The sequence below is a fragment of the Rhizobium sp. WYCCWR10014 genome (genome assembly GCF_001657485.1).
In the GTDB taxonomy this organism is placed as follows: domain Bacteria; phylum Pseudomonadota; class Alphaproteobacteria; order Rhizobiales; family Rhizobiaceae; genus Rhizobium.
Genome location: NZ_LXFU01000051.1, coordinates 17,791 through 34,747, shown reverse-complemented (window position 1 = coordinate 34,747; position 16,957 = coordinate 17,791). Strand labels below are relative to the sequence as shown.

Annotated in this window: 12 protein-coding genes; 1 reads left to right on the top strand and 11 read right to left on the bottom strand. The window is 60.7% G+C overall.

Going from position 1 to position 16,957, the window contains the following annotated elements; translation table 11 throughout:
- Nucleotides 1–3: 3 nt before the first annotated feature.
- From glgX to A6U98_RS30090, 10 genes are all read right to left on the bottom strand, one after another.
- Nucleotides 4–2,160, bottom strand: coding sequence for a glycogen debranching protein GlgX (gene glgX, locus A6U98_RS30140; RefSeq protein WP_064654629.1), 2,157 nt, complete (start codon nucleotides 2,158–2,160; stop codon nucleotides 4–6).
- A gap of 102 nt (nucleotides 2,161–2,262) precedes the next feature.
- Nucleotides 2,263–3,057, bottom strand: a complete 795-nt coding sequence (locus A6U98_RS30135; protein ID WP_064655340.1) for an SDR family NAD(P)-dependent oxidoreductase — start codon at nucleotides 3,055–3,057, stop codon at nucleotides 2,263–2,265.
- 115 nt (nucleotides 3,058–3,172) lie between these two features.
- The gene (locus A6U98_RS30130) at nucleotides 3,173–3,763 is read right to left on the bottom strand and encodes a hypothetical protein (RefSeq protein WP_064654627.1); all 591 of its coding nucleotides are present in this window, start codon (nucleotides 3,761–3,763) and stop codon (nucleotides 3,173–3,175) included.
- On the bottom strand, nucleotides 3,760–4,200 hold the full coding sequence (locus A6U98_RS30125) for a hypothetical protein (protein WP_064654625.1): 441 nt from the start codon (nucleotides 4,198–4,200) through the stop codon (nucleotides 3,760–3,762). The genes A6U98_RS30130 and A6U98_RS30125 overlap by 4 nt, the downstream gene beginning before the upstream one ends.
- Nucleotides 4,187–8,818 carry a caspase family protein gene (locus A6U98_RS30120; protein WP_245304588.1) on the bottom strand — a complete coding sequence of 1,544 codons (4,632 nt, stop codon included), beginning with the start codon at nucleotides 8,816–8,818 and terminating at the stop codon, nucleotides 4,187–4,189. Before A6U98_RS30120 ends, A6U98_RS30125 begins: the two co-directional genes overlap by 14 nt.
- Nucleotides 8,819–9,264: 446 nt before the next feature.
- Nucleotides 9,265–10,479, bottom strand: coding sequence for an MFS transporter (locus tag A6U98_RS30110; RefSeq protein ID WP_064654621.1), 1,215 nt, complete (start codon nucleotides 10,477–10,479; stop codon nucleotides 9,265–9,267).
- Between the two features lie 175 nt (nucleotides 10,480–10,654).
- Nucleotides 10,655–12,151 (bottom strand): sulfatase, encoded by a 1,497-nt coding sequence (locus A6U98_RS30105; RefSeq protein WP_064654619.1) that lies wholly within the window; start codon nucleotides 12,149–12,151, stop codon nucleotides 10,655–10,657.
- Between the two features lie 38 nt (nucleotides 12,152–12,189).
- Nucleotides 12,190–13,047, bottom strand: a complete 858-nt coding sequence (locus A6U98_RS30100; RefSeq protein ID WP_064654617.1) for a carbohydrate ABC transporter permease — start codon at nucleotides 13,045–13,047, stop codon at nucleotides 12,190–12,192.
- A complete protein-coding gene (locus tag A6U98_RS30095; RefSeq protein ID WP_064654615.1) occupies nucleotides 13,044–14,006 on the bottom strand; it encodes a sugar ABC transporter permease in 963 nt (320 codons plus the stop codon). Before A6U98_RS30095 ends, A6U98_RS30100 begins: the two co-directional genes overlap by 4 nt.
- A gap of 2 nt (nucleotides 14,007–14,008) precedes the next feature.
- Nucleotides 14,009–15,301, bottom strand: a complete 1,293-nt coding sequence (locus tag A6U98_RS30090) for a sugar ABC transporter substrate-binding protein (protein ID WP_064654614.1) — start codon at nucleotides 15,299–15,301, stop codon at nucleotides 14,009–14,011.
- 243 nt (nucleotides 15,302–15,544) lie between these two features.
- Here A6U98_RS30090 and A6U98_RS30085 point away from each other — a divergent pair, with 243 nt between their 5' ends.
- On the top strand, nucleotides 15,545–16,453 hold the full coding sequence (locus tag A6U98_RS30085; protein WP_064654613.1) for a LysR family transcriptional regulator: 909 nt from the start codon (nucleotides 15,545–15,547) through the stop codon (nucleotides 16,451–16,453).
- On the opposite strand, the gene A6U98_RS30080 is transcribed toward A6U98_RS30085, so the two are convergent.
- The gene (locus tag A6U98_RS30080; RefSeq protein WP_064654611.1) at nucleotides 16,454–16,936 is read right to left on the bottom strand and encodes a GNAT family N-acetyltransferase; all 483 of its coding nucleotides are present in this window, start codon (nucleotides 16,934–16,936) and stop codon (nucleotides 16,454–16,456) included.
- Between the last annotated feature and the right edge of the window lie 21 nt (nucleotides 16,937–16,957).

Below are 16,957 nucleotides of genomic sequence, written 5' to 3'. Positions count from 1 at the left end.
CCGTTACTTGCTCCTGCGGCCGAACTGGAACCAGCGGCGACGCTCGGCTTTTGTCGCGCCTTTCGGCGGCGCGGTTTGTCCCTGTGGCGCGAAGACCGCCACGCTCTGGGCATAGACGATGACCGGATTCTCCGGCTCGTGCACCTCGAAGGAATCCGTCTCCGAGCCCGTGTCGAGAACCATCGACCACTGTTTGAGGCCATTCACCACAGGCAGATGAACCTCGCAGTCGCCACCTGCATTGAAGACCAGGAAGAGGTCGTCCATCTCCTCGGTGTCCGGTGCATGCACGCTCCTCGAGACATAGACGCCGAGTACCTGCAAACCGTCGTCGTTCCAGGCCCCATCGTCCATGAAACCGCCGTCCGGCTTGTACCAGGCGATCTCGATGCGCCCGTCCTCGGCTGTCTCTCCGGTCAAGAACCGCTCCTGCCGCAAGACGGGATGGGCCTTGCGGAAGGCGACGGCCTGCCGGCAGAAATCGAGGAAGGGGTCGTCGAGCCCCGACCAATCCGTCCAGCCGATCTCGTTGTCCTGGCAATAAGCGTTGTTGTTGCCACCCTGGCTGTTGCCCAACTCATCGCCGGCAAGGATCATCGGAACGCCCTGGGAGAGCATCAGCGTCGCCATCATGTTGCGGCGCCGCCGCGCCCGAAGGCTGTTGATGTCCTCGTTATCGGTCACGCCTTCGGCACCCATGTTGTCCGAATGATTGTCCGAATGTCCGTCCCTGTTATCCTCGCCGTTCGCGTCATTGTGCTTGTCGTCGAAGGAAACCGTATCCATCAGCGTGAAGCCGTCATGGGCCGACAGCAGGTTGATCGATGACGTCGCGCCGCGATCCGAGTGGTTGAACTGTACCGCCGAGCCGGTGATCCGTTGCGAGATCTCCGAGACCATGCCGCCATCGCCCTTCCAAAAGCGACGCACGTCGTCACGAAACTTGTCGTTCCACTCACGGAAGGGATGCGGAAAGCCGCCAACCTGATAACCGCCATCGCCCACGTCCCAGGGCTCGGCGATCAGCTTGACACCGGCAAGGATGGGATCCTGGCGGATGGCGCCGAAGAACAGGCCCTGCCGATCGAATTCCATATCCTGGCGGCCGAGCGTGCTGGCAAGGTCGAAACGGAAGCCGTCGATATGCATGACGCCGACCCAGTAGCGCAGACTGTCGAGCACCATGCGCATCACCATGGGATTGGCGGCATTCAGTGTGTTTCCGGTCCCCGTGGTATCGAAGGTGTGTCGCGGATCGTCGGGGGAGAGAATGTAATAGCTCGCATTGTCGAGCCCGCGGAAGGACAGCGTCGGCCCTTTCTCGCTGCCTTCGGCGGTGTGGTTATAGACCACGTCCATGATGACTTCGATGCCGGCGGCATGGAACTTCTTCACCATGGTCTTGATTTCGGTGATCTTGTCGCCGGACAAGTAACGAGATTGCGGCGCGAAGAAGCCGAGTGTCTGATAGCCCCAATAATTGCGTAGGTTGTTTTCCAGGAGATAACGATCGTCGAGGAAATACTGGATCGGCAGCAGCTCGATCGCCGAGATGCCGAGCTTGACGAGATGGTCGATGATCGGATCACTGCACATGCCGAGAAAGGTGCCGCGCAGCCGGTCTGGCACCTTCGGATGGGTCATCGTCAGGCCGCGAACATGCGCCTCGTAGATGATGGTGTCGGGCCAGGGACGCCGGATCGCCTCTTCACCCGCCCAATCGAAGTCCGGATCCTGCACCACACCCTTGACCATGAACGGCGCGCTGTCACGCTCGTCGAAGGAAAGGTCGTCCTCGCCGATCTGATAACCGAAGAGCGCGTCATCCCATTTAAGCTCGCCCGTCACCTGTTTGGCATAGGGGTCGAGCAGGAGCTTGTTCGGATTGAAGCGATGGCCGGCTTGCGGGTCATAGGGGCCGTGGGCACGATAACCGTAGACGGTGCCCGGCCCGACGCCGGCGATATAGCCCGACCAGATGTCGCCTTCGCGCTTCGGCAACGGCAGCCGGGCGATCTCGTTCTTTCCGTCAGGCGAGAACAGGCAGAGCTCCATCTGTTCCGCATGGGCGGAGAATACCGCGAAATGGGTGCCAGAACCCGTATACTCCGCTCCCAACTCCGGCTTGAGGAAGTCGAGTTCCGAAAATGAAAAGCTCATGGTGCCCCGCTTGCTAAAAAGACCAAGCGGAAAACGTCACGGCGGTTCGAAAGTTCCCTTTTTAAAAGGGAACGCGAGGGATCTGCTCGCCGATCGAAGCGTTCACGGCATCAGCTGGCCGCCATTGACCTCGATGATCTGGCCGGTGATGTAACCCGACAACGTCGGCGAGGCGAGGAAGAGATAGGCGCCGACGCAATCCTCCGACGTGCCGACGAAGCCCATCGGGATCGACTTGCGCTGCAGCTCCATCTGCTCGTCATTGGTATAACGCTCGTGGAAGGGCGTGGCGATAACGCCCGGCGCCACCGCGTTGACGCGGATCCTGTCGGCGACGAATTCCTTGGCATGACCACGCGTGATCGTCGAGACGAAGCCCTTGGACGCCGCATACAGGATCGCACCATTGCCGCCGCCATTGCGCGCGGCGATCGAGGTGGTGTTGATGATGAAGCCACCCTGCTTCTTCAGCCAGGGATGCGCCGCACGCGTTGCCGCCAGCACCGAGCGGGCGTTGAGGTCCATGACCGCGGCGTAATGGGCGTCGGTATATTCGGAGGTCGGCTTGCGCCCCAGCATGCCGCCCGCGTTGTTGATGAGCCCGTCGAGATGACCGAAGGTCTTCGCCGTCTCCTCGACGACACGCTCGGTCTCGCCTTCCCTCGACACGTCACCCTGGATCAGATGCACGGTGGCGCCGGCAGCCCGGATCTCCTCTGCAAGCTTCTCCGCCGGTTCGCGGCTGGCATTGTAATGCACGCCGACCTTCGCCCCCTGCGCGGCAAAAGCGCGGGCAAGCGCCGCGCCGATCCCGGTCGAGGCGCCGGTGATCAGCACGGCCTTGCCGGACAGGTCCGGCAGCTTGATGGATGCGAGCGATTGCGCAAGTTCGACCATGGCGACGATTGCCTCCCGAAAAACCAAGGACATAGGTGATGAAACGAATAGGAGAAGTCTTATCAGGGGAAATCGACGAAGGGCAATGCACGAAAGGGAGAGATTAGCATGGTGCCTAGTCCCGACCAGCGGGATTGAGTTCCCGAGAGAGATCGACAAGTGTCGTGCCTCGGCCTGGCAATGTCTCCTTGCTGCTCTCGATATAAGGGCCGTAAGCATCGAGGAAAGACTGCACGGTATCATTGAAGAAGACCGCGGTTGTTTCCTTGGAGCAGAGCGACGCGCTCACGCAAAGACCAAGCCGGTTGAAGAAATAGACCACCTCCCTGACCTGCTCCTGGCGCGCGGGCTCCTGCGCGATCCGACGGTTGAAGGACTGCAGAAGGTTGTCCCTGGCGTGTCCGCTCGTCTCGGCCGTCCTCCTGTCGGCGGGCGGGACCGTCTCGATGAACGCCGTGTAGAACTTACGAAGTTCACCATAGGCTTGCCGATAACCCTGCATTTCCCAGGTCTCGATGAGAGTGAGCGTATATTTCGTGCGTTCGGTTTCCTGGCTCTCGCGGTACTCGAAGACCGCCCAAAAGACACCCCCCACCGCGCCGACGAAGGTCACTACGGTGACAATGCTGCTTAGAAGCGACCAGCCCGCATCCGAAACGTGGAAGAAAGAGAGCCCGACCTGCCGCTTGGATGATGGCTGGCTCATGGCTTGCAATTCTCGACCAGATCGAACCGCACCGACGGATCGATCGTGCCTTCGTGCCCATCCAGCAACCGCTTCAGGCAAACAAGGCTTGCTTCATCGAAGATGTAGACCGAGCGTAGCTCGCGCTGGTTGCGTGCTGTGGATTCGCGTCCTGGCGGTAATAGCCCGGGCATCCGATCAAGACCGCGGCGTTCGCGTCCGTCGTCCCCGGCGCAGGCGGAGAGATCGACCTCCGCATTGCTCGTTTCCGCGCTCCGGGCGGTTGAGAGAAACTTTTCATAGTCCTGACGGAAGCATTTTGCCCTTACCCCATCGAGCTCGACGACCTCGTCGCAGATGAGGCACGCGGCACCGGCGGCGGCAGGTGCGAGAAGCAGGATGGCAGCTGCCAGGGCCGCAACCGCTCCATAGGCGTCGCGAAATCTAAAAGAGGGCATAGTCTCCCACCAGTCGGCTGTTGATGATCCAGGGTGTCTGCTTGCCGTCGCTCGCCGCGAAAACCAACGTCTTGACGCCGCGATACAGTTCGGAGGCCTCGATGCGACCATTGTGATTGTGGTCATAACGATCGCGTTCCTTTCCAAGGACGGTAACGATCGCGCTAGTGAACAGGCCCCCGACCTCGCGCCGCCCGAGCGACTCCTGTCGGCCCTTCGCAGCGGCGAGAACGGTGAGATTGGATCTGAGGGCGGCGAGGCTGTTGGCGAGATCGTCGTTGGTGGTGAAAGACCCGGTCCCCGCGGCGCCGGAGTGGCAGGCGTCAAGAAGAATGGTGATGCGCGCCTCGGTCCTTTCGAACAGCGCGGCCAGCCGTTCGAAAGGCAAGGCTGTGTGTTCGAGATCCGTCGGATCGGTGGCCGACGTCGCGAAATAGAAACGCCCATTGCGATCCTGCATGCCATGGCCGGCCAGAAACAGGACCGCGTGGTCCCCGAGAGCAAGCCCGTCCAGCAGCCGCGCCGTCGCCTCCAGGATGGCCTCGGGTGTGGCGCGCCTGTCCTTCGGCCCTACCTCGCCGCGGAACGGTGGCTCCTTACCAAGCGGCTCGGTCAGCGTTTCGAGCACCGTGCCAGCATCGCGCAGAGGGTAATTGAGCGAACGGAGACGCTCATCCTCGTAAGTGTTCACGCCGATCACCAGCGCGCGGGTGACCGCACGGCGCGCAAGAGGCTCGCCGAGATCAACCGATACCGGAAGGCTCGCCAGGCCCGCGGAATTGAATCCGATGACCGAAACCCAACGCGCGTCCTTGAGCCTCTCGAACGACACTGCATTTTCGATGGTGGCGGCATCAACCGATTCGGTCAGCACACCGTCCTGAAAAATCGACATAAGCACCGTCTCAGCCGGATCGAACTGCAGTACGGCTCTCACGCGGCTGCCGTTTTCCTCGAGCGCGATCTCGCCTGTCAACGACGGCGGCACGCCCACCTCGGCGACGGCCTGCGGCGCCTGCCCTCGATCAAGAACGGCGCGCGCCAGATCTGGGACCGAGCGCGCTGTGCCAAACCGGTCGAGACTATACTGTCCAACCCTGCCGGGAAACTTCAGATCGATGAGGGCGGCGGCCTCGGCTGTCGCGTCGTAAAAGTAGTCCTTGGTCCAGATCGCGATCTCGTCGTCGGCAATGCGCCCGGACAGGAGCGACTGCCTATCGTCCAGAATGGCGTGAATGTAGAAGTTGCCGTCAGAATTAAGTTGTACCGCATGGCGACGGTCTTTCGTCAACCAGGCGTCGACGAGGAGGTCGCCATTCGGAAGATTCTCGCCGATCCAGAGGAACTTCTGTGTTGCGCGGTCACGCACGGTAATGACGCCATTGCCGGGCGCATAGGTCAGCAGCAGGTCGTCATTGGCTTTGATACGAAAAGCGTGCTGGTACCACAGACGATGGGCATTGTTTTCGAAGAAAAATGCGCCTTCCGCCTGAAGTGCCGCACTCGCCGCCGGCGCGGGGCGCGCGATATCCATGACGTAAAAGGCGGCATAGGGCCTGAGGCTGCCGAACGTCGCGCCCGCGACACACTCCGCACGGGCCACCCATACCGCCCCGCGAGACGTGCGGACCGTCGAGACCTCGACAACGTCGCGAGGCGCCGACAGCGAGCCCGTGCCTCCCGTGCTTGGGGATTCTCCGAGCAGAAGATGTTCACAGTCGGAGATTGGACCCTCCTCCCCGAGGGGCAGAGCCCAGTCGAATCGCCAGCCCGCACGCTCCGCCTCGCGGCGGAAGCGCCCCATCGCCTCTGCGGATCGTTTCAGCCGCTGGTCACGATCAAGCGCGTGAAGGGCGTTATTCTCACCTGCCGCGTCGGACGCGACGAGGCGTTCACCATCGACCATTGGATCGAGCGCGACGCCGAGGCGCAGGAGTTGTTCGGGCAAGGCAGCAGCGAGCGGTGTGTCATTGCCGGGTCTGGTGGAGCCTTGGTCGTTCGATGCCAGGGCCGTATCGATCATGACTGCCTGAAGCTCAATTTTGGCCAGTGTGCGCGACAGGCTCTCCGTAAAATCGCGGGGGCGGCGGCTGTCGGCGTCCGCAACCTCCCAGTCTTCCCAGGTACTGGTCGTCTTGAAGCCGCCGGCAACATCGAATTCCCGAGCGACACTGACGGGCGACACCATGCCCAGCGACCAGAACATATGAAAATGAAGGGGAATGGTCTCGCCGCCTTCGGAGCTGTAGGCGCCCGAAGAATTCGCGATCGAGGCGTAATCCGGGTTCTGGAGCCCACCAACGCGGTAGCCGGCGCCACCCCAAATGGCGTAGGCAGCATTCTCCAGATCGATCGCCACGCGCGTTTGACCGCGGTCTGCGGTGCAGCAAGACGGCCCGGTAATCTGTTCGCGTATGCGCAAATGATCGCCGAAGGTGGAGGAAAAATTCACCTCCGCCCAAGGCGCGAGCGTGGTGAAGACGACACTGTCGCCGAGCGCCCAGCGAAGGTCGCCGGCATCCGCTGTCGCAGCCGTACGCCCATCGACCATGTCGACGATGTCGAGCCGGCCATTGTGCTCGACGCCGATGAAGCGGTGGGTCGGCGAGATCTGCAGGTGTGTGCCTGCCCGCTCTACGATTTCCGTCCCGCTTGCCGCATCCAGCAGAAGAAAGCGGGTATCGTTGAGGAGGATGCGACGGGAGAATTTAGGGATATCGATGCTATGTGTGAACGCCGCGCGGCCCTCGGCGGTGTTGAGGACGATCTCGGCAGGCGCCGGTGCGATTTCAAGCCGCTCCGACTCTTCCTTCAAAACGATCTCCTCCTCGCAGGCGCGCAGATAGCCCACCAATGAGACGGATAGGTTCAAAGGCCCGGCTTGCAACGGAATGGTTGAAACTGAACCACTCGCCGCGGCGCCACGTGTCGCCAGAGCGACCATGGCGCGTGTCTTGCCGAGACCGGCTTTTATCGCGAACGGGTTGGGCGCGGCAGGACCCAACGCGACATGCCCCTTGCCTTTAAAGCGGACGGGCTGTTCTGCTTTGACCATGAACCATACCGGTATGCGATCTTCGAGTGTATTGCCCGACCACTCGATCGCAAAGCTGTTTCCGGCGCGGAGCGGTCCCTCATGCGGCAATCTCCATTGGAATTTTTCGGCCAGACGCCGGAGCGTCTCCTTCTCCTCGTCGCATGACCCGCCGAGCCTGCGAGCAGCTTGTTTCACGCGGGCCTGGAAGCCTTCCAGCGTCTCGCCCTCGTGCCAGCCGACCGATCCATCCACGATCGGTCCCGGTCCGCGGGTGGGTGGAGGTGCTAAACCCGCTTTCCGGCCATCGAAAACGCCGCTCTTTGCGGCTGCGAAGGGTTTGGACGACCCCTTTTCGGATTTCAGGAAACATGTCCCGCCGCTCGAGTTGAACGTATAGGCCCGGCACATGTCGGTTTCGGAGCAGATCGCGATACATTCGCCTTCCGTCAGGCCACGCAGAAGCGGATCGGCCAGCCCATGTCGAATGTCACTGCCGCCAAGATCCGTATTTGGCTGCGAGGTCCACGTTCCTTCGGACACAGTGACCTCGGCCAGTTCGTCGGCAAGGCGGGCGAACTGGCCAGGGAAGGGATCCTGGCCGCTACGGAGCCTGGCAAGGAGGGTAGCACATGCCTTCCCGACCCGGTCGTATTCGGGGCCGAATTGCGCGAGACCGAAGGACATCGACCATGTCCCCAGCTTGAGGTTCAGCGACCGCCCGGAGGAAAGGCGGGCGATGAGCGCCGCATCGCGACCGGCATCGAGGACCGGTCTCTTGCGGATGCCATCGAGAGGAAGCATTGCCTCAGGGCCCCGATCCACCGTCAGTCCTGCGTTAGAGACCGACGGTGTCGAGTAGCCCGCCACCTCTTCGAGATCAAGGACCACACCGGCTTCGGCATCGCAGGCAAGACGAAGGCAGACTTTGCTGTAGCCGGTGGAGGCGCAGCTTTTGCTGCCGATCCCTGTGTCGTCCGGCTGCCACGGTGGTAAGGCCGCATCGCCGACAACCGGACCTGTCCTATGGGAGAGTTCCTCCTCCATGTTGACGGCATGTGCCTCCCGGATCGATGCCGGCGCCTCCCAGCTCCGATCCGCCGCCCAGGCCGCCATCGCAGCCATGGTCGCTTGGTCTGTCTGCCCATTCACCGGCCCCGAATAGTAGCCGAGCCGTGAGAGCGCCGTTTGAACACGACGAACAGTCTGATCTTTCGGACCAGAGTTTGGTCGATCCTGTTCTGCGACCTGTCCCTGCGCGCGTTCAGCTTCCAGGGAATTGAGATGCGCGACACGGAGGGTTGTTGGAGCCTCCCATCCCCGGTCGCGTGCCCACGCTACCACCGAACTCCACGTCTCGACCCCGGCATCTCCGTCGATCGGACCATGATAGTAACCGAGCGCTTCCAGGGCACGTTGCAGGCGTTGCACTTGCGATCTTGTCAGCTGCGACCGAAGAGTCTGTATCGGTTTGGACGTTCCGCGATCAACATCTGGCGGCGCAGGATCACGGGTGACGCCGTCGGTCAAGCTCCTGATGATGTCGAGTGGAGACTGCGCCAGAGCCGGCTGCGACAGCAACATGATACATGCCAGAGCAATTCCTATGACCCTCATTGCTGCAGTATGGCCCCCAGCCAAAAGTTAATAAAGAGTATACTGCCGAAGAACTGAGGGTTCCTCAAGTGAATATTTAAGGATTGGCGCGTCTTAGCCGTTATTGCCCTAGCAGATATCGTCGCCGCATCGTCCGCTACTACGCCAATACGAACTCTACTTTTGCGGGAATCAAGTATATTCCTTGCCTTGCAACGCTTTGTTCTTTCGCCATCCAAAATGGCACACAAGCCAGCGGATATGAACGATCGCGGTCCGGCTGGTCCTCGTCCGTTTGTTGCGTTGGAGGCGAATGGGCAGCCTGCGGTGTCGGCGATTTGGCGGCAAAAGTCGCGACGATGCGAAAACCTTGAGTGGGCGTCGTCACCGACGTCCACTCTCAATACCGCCCGTGAGGATTGGTAAGGCGCCTGTTACGGCGCCACGCCGAAGGCCGGCTGTGGTTTCTGGCGAGCGAGAGGCGGGAACGCGAGCGCTATCGCCGCGGCCCCCAGCCCGACCATCGCGGAACCGATGAACAGCCAGGAATAATTGGCGAAGGTGTCGAATATCCAGCCGCCGATGAGAGGGCCGAAGGCCATGCCGAGGCTGGAGAGCATCGTCGCCGCACCGAAGACCGTGCCAATGATGCGGGGGCCGAAATATTCGCGCGCCAGCACGGCATAGAGCGGCATCACACCGCCATAGGCACTGCCGAAGATGATGGCGAGCGCGTAGAATTCGCCGAGCTGGCTGACGAAGAGATAGGTCGCGAGTGCCACCGCCTGCACCAGCAGGCCGGCGACCAGCACCGGTTTGACCCCGATCCTATCGGCAAGGCTACCATAGAGCAGCCGGCCGCCCAGTCCCGCCAGACCCTCGACGCTGTAGATGCTGACGGCCGCCATCGGCGCCACGCCGCAGATCATCGCATAGTTCACCATGTGGAAGATCGGCCCGGAATGCGCCGCGCAGCAAGCAAAGAAGGTCAGGCCAAGCACGATGAATTGCGGCGATCGAAAGACTTTAGACAGTTGCGGCCGAGCGCCGTCGGCCGCGAACTCGGTTCCAGTGTCAGTGGTCTCGGCAGGCGGGCGCCTGACCAGAAGCGCAGCCGGCACCAGCAGCGCCCAGGCCGCAACGCCAATGATCAGCATGGCCGGCCGCCATTCATAGGCCGAGATCAGCCAGCGCGCGAAGGGGGAGATGGTCATCGGCGCAACGCCCATGCCGGCGGAGACCAGCGACACCGCAAGGCCGCGGTTTTCGTCGAACCAGGCGGTCGTTGCCGCGATCATCGGCGCGAAAAACGTACTTGCCGCCAGTCCGACCAGGATGCCGTAGGTCAATTGGAACTGCAGCAGCGTCTCGGCCCGGCTCGCCAGCACCAGCGCCAGGCCGAGCAGCACGGAGCCTATCAGCACGACGACGCGCGGGCCGAAGCGGTCGCTTGCCGCCCCCCAGAAGAAGCCGCCGAAACCCATGACGATGAAGTTCAGCGTCATCGCGCTCGCTATGCCCACATGCGACCAGCCGGTCGCCGTCGCAATCGGCTCCTGGAAAATCGCCAGCGAGAACATCGCGCCGAGCGCGACGCATGTCATCAATGCGCCCGCGGCGACGATGACCCAACGATAGGAAACACCCATGGCTAAATAACCTCCATGCCGACAGAGTGATCGCGACGCCTGCGGCAAGTCTACCGCATTTCGCGCCGGCGATCTCAAGACGTTTGGGCTGGGGCGGATTCGACAGCGCACTCACATCTTTTTTTAGTGTCGAATTGGCGATGGCCCTATCGGCGATGCGCTCTGATCCTCGAATCTAGTCCAATCCCAGTCTCTGAAACAGTTCGGCCGGTGCGCCATACCGTTCGATGACTTGCCGCATAAGACGCAGCATTCGTTCCCGCTCTTCGGGCCGGTCTTGCCAGAGGTCGTGACTTTGGCCTGGATCATTGCGTCGATTAAATAGCAGCGGCTGGCTGTCGAGTTTCCGCCGGTCTCCGGAGCCGTCGGGGGAGATGGGAATTTTCCATTGCGGCATGTCGATACCGGGAATGTAGCGCCCGTGATCGACCGGCTTGTCCTGTGGCTCGATCGTCGTCGGTACCATGGTCGAGTAGGCGTAAAGCGGTTTCTCGCGATCCGGCGGCTGGATCAACGTCCATTCGCCATCGGTGCAGCAGATGCCTTGCCCGAATGTCCCGTAAATGACGGCATTCCGCGCGTTGCTGGTCTCGCCCTTGAGAAGCGGCAGAAATGAATGCGAATGCGTCTGTCGTGGGGGCTCGACGCCGGCGATCGCCAGGATCGAGGCGAAGAGATCGACGGTCGACGTCAGATTTTCAATCACGCCGCCATTTTTGGCTTGGAGGCCGGGGTGCCAGACCAGTAGCGGAATGTTCGCGTGGCTGTCGAAATGCGGGAATTGCTTGCCGTAGCCGCCCCGTTCGCCGAGGTCGTGTCCATGATCGGTGGTGACGATAACGGCCGTGTCGTCCCAGAGCTGGAGTTCGTCCAGGGTGGTGAACAGCTTTCCCAGCCACCGGTCCGTCATCGTCAGCTTGGCGCCATATTGGGAGCGAACGAAAGCCAGTTCCTCGGGGCTCGCCTGGCTCATGAAATCCGCCTGGCGTGCCGCATCCTGATAGGGCGGCCACAGCGTGAAGCGGTCGCGTGCCGCACCGTCGCCGTACATCGAAGCATAGGGCTCCGGGACATCGAAGGGCTCGTGCACGTCAAAGGACTCGACCTGCAGGAAGAACGGCTTTCCGGTCTTCGGCTTGGCGAGCCATTCGCTGGCTGATGTCATCACCTTGGCAGGAAAGAAATCGGCCTCATCCCTGAAGTTTGCGACATTCGAGAAGTAGCGGTGACCATAGCCTGGGCGCCATTTCTCGATATTGTGCACCCATTGCGGAAGATCCGCCTCCGGCACGAGCGGCTCCCAGAAATCCAGCTCGTGCCCTCGAATGAACTCCGCGCCTTGGAAGCTCTGGATGTAGCCGTTCGCCGACTCCTCCCAATAGTGATAGTGATCGGTGACGATGGCGGTTGTGTAACCCGCACTCTCCAGCAGTTTCGGCAGGCGTAGGTCGAAGGGTTCCAGCGGTCCCCAAGGACGCCATTGCATGCCGCTGAAGCCGGCAAAGATTTCACGCCGCGCCGGCATGCAGGGCAGGCTGCCAACAAAGTGATTGTCGAAACGCCAGGCCTTCTTGGCGAAAGACTGGAGGTTCGGCGTCGCGAACTCGGTTCCGCCATAGGCCGAAAGAGCATTGCGGTTAACGCTGTCGATAAGCACGAGGATGATGTTCATGGAAGGACCTTCGATGTTCGTTCGAGGCGTTCACGCCGCTACAGCTTCACCGCACCCGCCGCGAGATCGGAGACGAGCTTTCGCTGAAGCAGCATGAAAAGGACAAGCGTGGGCAGCGTCGAAATCACCGATGCCGTCATCACCAGATTCCATTGGGTGGTGTATTCGCCGAAGAAGCCGGCAAGCCCGACCGGCACGGTCTTGTTTTCGTCCGCCGTCATCAGTGTCAGGGCAAACAGAAATTCATCCCACGCAGACACGAAGGCGTTGACCGCGACCGTCACCACACCCGGCCAGGCGATCGGCAGAATGACCTTGAAGATGATCTGGATCGTGGAGGCGCCGTCGAGCTTGGCTGCCTCGTCGAGATCCTGGGGAATCGTGTCGAGATAGCCGAGCAGCAGATAGATGGCGAATGGCAGGTTCATTGCCGTGTAGGACAGAACCAGGCTCAGCGGATTGTTGATCAGCCCGACGGCGAAAAACATCGAGTAAAGCGGCGTGATCAGGATCACATAGGGAAACAGCTGCGTGCAGATCACCAGGATCAGCAACAGGCCGCGGCCGCGGAAATCGCGGTTTCGCGAAAAGCCATAGGCGGTGATCAGCGAGATGGTAACGGCCGCAACAGTCGAGATCGTGCAGACGACGAGACTGTTTCTGAGGTAGTTCGGAAAGGGCGAGTTTTGGAGGAGCGTGTAGTAGTTTTCCAGGGTCACGCTGGTGAACAGCTGAAACGTCCGGGTGAAGATTTCCTTGTCCGGGCGGAAGGAAATCAACACCACCCAAATGAACGGGAATGCCAGGATCAGCAGCAGGCCGATGCCCAGAATGACGGTGATCAGGTCCTTGGCGAACCTGATATGCCGCGCTTTATGCGTTATCGAAACAGTCATGACGGCGCTCCCCGTTTCCTGCGGGAAAGGACGCCGAGGTAGATGAGCGCGAAGGCGAACATCATCAGGCTCATCAGAACGCCGATTGCGGCACCCTCGCCGACGCGATAGTCGACAAACGAGACCGTATACATCTTCGTTGCCAGAACCTGCGTGTAGTCGCCCGGCCCCCCTCGAGTGGCGAGCCAGACGTAGACGAAATTGTTGAAGGTCCAGATCGTCGTCAGCAGCGCGACCACTGCAATCACGGGCTTCAGCATCGGCAGGATGATGCGCAGGTGTATCTGAAACTCGGACGCGCCGTCGATGCGGGCCGCTTCCCTGAGTTCCCTCGGAATCGACTGCAGCGCCGCGAGGAAGGTGATGATGACGAAAGGGAGCTCGCGCCAGATCAACATGGTTTCGACCGCGCCCCAGACCGTCGACGTCCTGGAAAGGAACGGAATTCCCCTGTCGATGAGCCCTGTCGATAGCAGAAGCTGGTTGACCGCGCCGTAGCGGGGATCGAGCAGCCACTTCCAGGCGGCGACGGCGACGACGGGCGGCGTTACGAATGGGACAAGGACCAGCGACCGGACGAGCCAGCCGATGCGCCATCTGGCAAAGACCTCGGCGTTGAGAAGGATCGCGAGCGCAAGTCCGAGTGCCAGTCGAATGACGACCGTCACGAATGTCAGCAGGAAGGCCGTGTTGAATAACGCGCCGGCGATTCCTTCATCCTTGAGGACGGTGGCAAAGTTGGCAAAGCCGACCCACTGACCCTCTTTTCCCAGATCGAAAAGACTGAGTTCCTGAAAGCTCAGCGCGATATTGTAGAATGCCGGGCCGGCGAAAAAGATTGCCAGGATGAGCATCGCCGGCATGACCAGGCCATAAGGCTCGAAATGCCAACTCCGAAATGATCCTCGTCTTTCGACGCGCTTGGCCAGCGCGCCGTCCGGGTTTGCGGAAACGGACATTGTCAGCCCTTGCCGCGCGCCAGCAGGTCGTTGAGCTCCTTGATGATGACATCCGCAGCCTCATCGGGATTGCGCTGCCCCGAGAATACGGCGCCGAACTCGCGATTGATGAGCGCCGTCATGCTCGACACCTTGATTGGGGAAGAGATGTAGCGCTCGAAGGTCTGCGCCAATGGCAGCATCGTCACATAGCCCTGCTCGGCCGGCGGAAACTGGAGCTGTGAAAGCAGCGACTTCTGCGAGGGATACTGGTTGTAGGTTTTGAAAGTCTCGGGGCCGACGAGATATTTGACGAACTCCCAGGCCTCCTTCTGATGCTTGGTGTTGGGATTGATGCCCAGCGCACGTCCGCCAAGATGGGAGATGCGCTTCTCCGTCCCTTTCGGGATCGGTGCCGTCAGCAGCGGCTTGTCCGATTGCTTCTGGGCAGCCCTGAAGGTTTGTGGCGGAAAGAACGTGATCGCGCAATCGCCTCGGCCGAGCCCGCCGATCAGCTCCGGATCACCCCACGCATTCACGGTGATAAGGTTCTCGGGCGCTGTTCCGTCCACGAAAAACTGGTTGAAATAGTTCATCGCCGCCGCCAGTTGCTCCGGCGTAACGGACACCTTCCATTTCCCCGGGCTTTCCTCCGTGACCAAGGTCGAACCGTTGCTCCAGAGGTAATAATTCACAAGCGTCCACATGCCGCTGTCGGGTGCGCTGCCTGCGGGGAAGCAGAAACCGTATTGTTCGGTTCCGCCACCTTCGGTGGTCAATTTCTTGGCGGCCGCCGCAAGATCATCCCAGCTATCCGGAAAGTTTGTGACCCCGGCTGCCTGCAGAAGATCCGGACGATAGGCCATCGCGAATGTATCCGCCGTCCATGGCAGGCCGAAGATCTTGCCGTCGAGAGTAGCGAGGTCGAGAGCCAGAAAATCGTCGGTGCCAGCTCCCGGCGCATTCGATTGGATGAGAGGACTGAGATCAAGAAGCAGCTTTGATCGCGCCAGATCACGCGTCCACACGAAAGCAAGCTGCTGAACATCCGGTCCCGCACCGGCAGGAATTTCGCGCGCCAGCTGGGCAAGCGTGTCGCCGCCCGACATCGTTTCCAATTTGACTTGGACATCGGGATGATTGGAATTCCAGGCATCGACGGCGGCGATCAGGCCTTGAATTTCGGTCGGGGGATCGAATTGACGAAACGTCAGCTGGACCTTCTCCTGCGCAGCTGATGGAGCAACCGCAAAGATCATCGACACCGCCGTCGTCGCGGCGAAAATCAGCTGCCGGCCTATGCCATTTTTAAACATTGGTTCCTCCTCCTTCTTCCCCTCGCGTGCCTCGATTTCCTTGTCGAAGGCTTATTCTTCTGTGTAGAGCGTCCGTCGAGAACGTGCCCATAGGCACGAAATTCCCTTCCATGAGGGGTTTTCGTAGCACTTGGCACGCCGGAATTAGTCTACTATTGTTGTGTAGAATGTGGCGCATACTGCGCTGACGTCAAATGCAAACATGCTATATGTTATGCGTAATTCGCATAGGGAGGGAGATGGATGCGGGAGCTTCGCCAATTCGTCGAAGTGGCAAACCAGCGATCGATCTCGCGTGCTGCCAAGAAGCTGAATATTTCGCAGCCGGCGCTTTCCCGGGCGATCCGCCAACTCGAAGACAGCTACGGTGTTCCGCTGTTCAACAGGACCGGGGCCGGCGTCGAATTGAGTGTTTACGGTTCAGCCCTTTATAGCCGGGCGGTGCGGATATTGCCGGCGCTCGATGAAGCGAAGGAAGAGATCGAACATCTTCAGGGCCGGGCCAAGGCCGTTATTCGCATAGCCACCGGCGATCTTTGGGGGCTGGTGATATTGCCGGGGATCATAAGAGCCTTCAGCCGGACGCATCCGGGTGTCGTCGTCCACGTCGAGATAGCCGATGACGGCACACGTTTCGAGGGGATGCGGCACGGCGTCTACGATCTCGTCTTCGGAACGCTCTCCTACAAATATGAAGCCGTCATGCAGGTCGAGTTCGAAACGCTGGCAAGACAGGCGACCTACATCTACTGCGACAAAGATCACCATATGGGCAAAGCGGCAACTGTCACCCTCGATGATCTTCTGCGTCAGCGCTGGATCAGCCCCGGTTACGGAGACGATGAGGGGCCCGGTCAACTCGAGCGTCAGACCCGAGATTTTGCTGTCCGTGTGGACTCCATGCTGCAGGCTCTGTTGATCATGCAGGGTTCGCCGCTGGTAATGGCCGCCTCCAGCGGCTTTGCGAAATTATTCGATCGCTTCGGGATCAGACCAGTGATGTTCGCGGACCACGGCCGGGTGCAGGAATCGGGCGCAATCTATTTTCCGCGTGCGCTCGAAAAATCTCCGGTCCGCGATTTCCTGCGTCTGGTGCGTGGTTCGATGCCGTTGTTGGAGCTGCCTGAATTCTCGCTTCCGGAAAATGCGTGATCAAAGCGTGCGAAACATAACCAAGGCGTCGACATAACCCTGCGTCGGATGAAGAAATACGCCCGGGAGCCGGCCGACGATATCGAAGCCGAGAGATTGCCACAGCCCAACCGCACGCTCGTTGCTGCTGATGACGAAATTGAACTGCATCGCCCGAAAGCACCGCAAGCGGGCATGCTCCAGCGAATGCTCATGCATCAGCCGCGCGACGCCACGACCGCTGGCTGCAGCATCGGTCATGTAGCCGCAGTTGCAGACATGCCGGCCGCCGCCTGCCTGGTTGGCCCTGATGTAATATGTCCCAAGGATCACCCCATCCTCTTCGGTAACGAAGGTCTCGCGGTCCGATCCCATCCAGTAGGCCAGCGCATCGGCTTCGCTCAAGTCGCGATCGAGCGCATAGGTTTCGCCGGCGCGGATCGTCGGACCGATGATCCTCCAAATGGCGCTTCGATCGTTCTTGTCTGCGGGTCGGATCAGCATGCCCGATCTCTAACGAAACCG

Bases quoted from the DNA above. Each gene is read 5' to 3' on its own strand.
- A6U98_RS30085 (WP_064654613.1), top strand. From the start codon at position 15,545: ATGCGGGAGCTTCGCCAATTCGTCGAAGTGGCAAACCAGCGATCGATC.
- A6U98_RS30090 (WP_064654614.1), bottom strand. From the start codon at position 15,301: ATGTTTAAAAATGGCATAGGCCGGCAGCTGATTTTCGCCGCGACGACG.
- A6U98_RS30120 (WP_245304588.1), bottom strand. From the start codon at position 8,818: ATGTTGCTGTCGCAGCCGGCTCTGGCGCAGTCTCCACTCGACATCATC.
- A6U98_RS30135 (WP_064655340.1), bottom strand. From the start codon at position 3,057: ATGGTCGAACTTGCGCAATCGCTCGCATCCATCAAGCTGCCGGACCTG.
- A6U98_RS30110 (WP_064654621.1), bottom strand. From the start codon at position 10,479: ATGGGTGTTTCCTATCGTTGGGTCATCGTCGCCGCGGGCGCATTGATG.
- A6U98_RS30095 (WP_064654615.1), bottom strand. From the start codon at position 14,006: ATGTCCGTTTCCGCAAACCCGGACGGCGCGCTGGCCAAGCGCGTCGAA.
- glgX (WP_064654629.1), bottom strand. From the start codon at position 2,160: ATGAGCTTTTCATTTTCGGAACTCGACTTCCTCAAGCCGGAGTTGGGA.
- A6U98_RS30130 (WP_064654627.1), bottom strand. From the start codon at position 3,763: ATGAGCCAGCCATCATCCAAGCGGCAGGTCGGGCTCTCTTTCTTCCAC.
- A6U98_RS30080 (WP_064654611.1), bottom strand. From the start codon at position 16,936: ATGCTGATCCGACCCGCAGACAAGAACGATCGAAGCGCCATTTGGAGG.
- A6U98_RS30125 (WP_064654625.1), bottom strand. From the start codon at position 4,200: ATGCCCTCTTTTAGATTTCGCGACGCCTATGGAGCGGTTGCGGCCCTG.
- A6U98_RS30105 (WP_064654619.1), bottom strand. From the start codon at position 12,151: ATGAACATCATCCTCGTGCTTATCGACAGCGTTAACCGCAATGCTCTT.
- A6U98_RS30100 (WP_064654617.1), bottom strand. From the start codon at position 13,047: ATGACTGTTTCGATAACGCATAAAGCGCGGCATATCAGGTTCGCCAAG.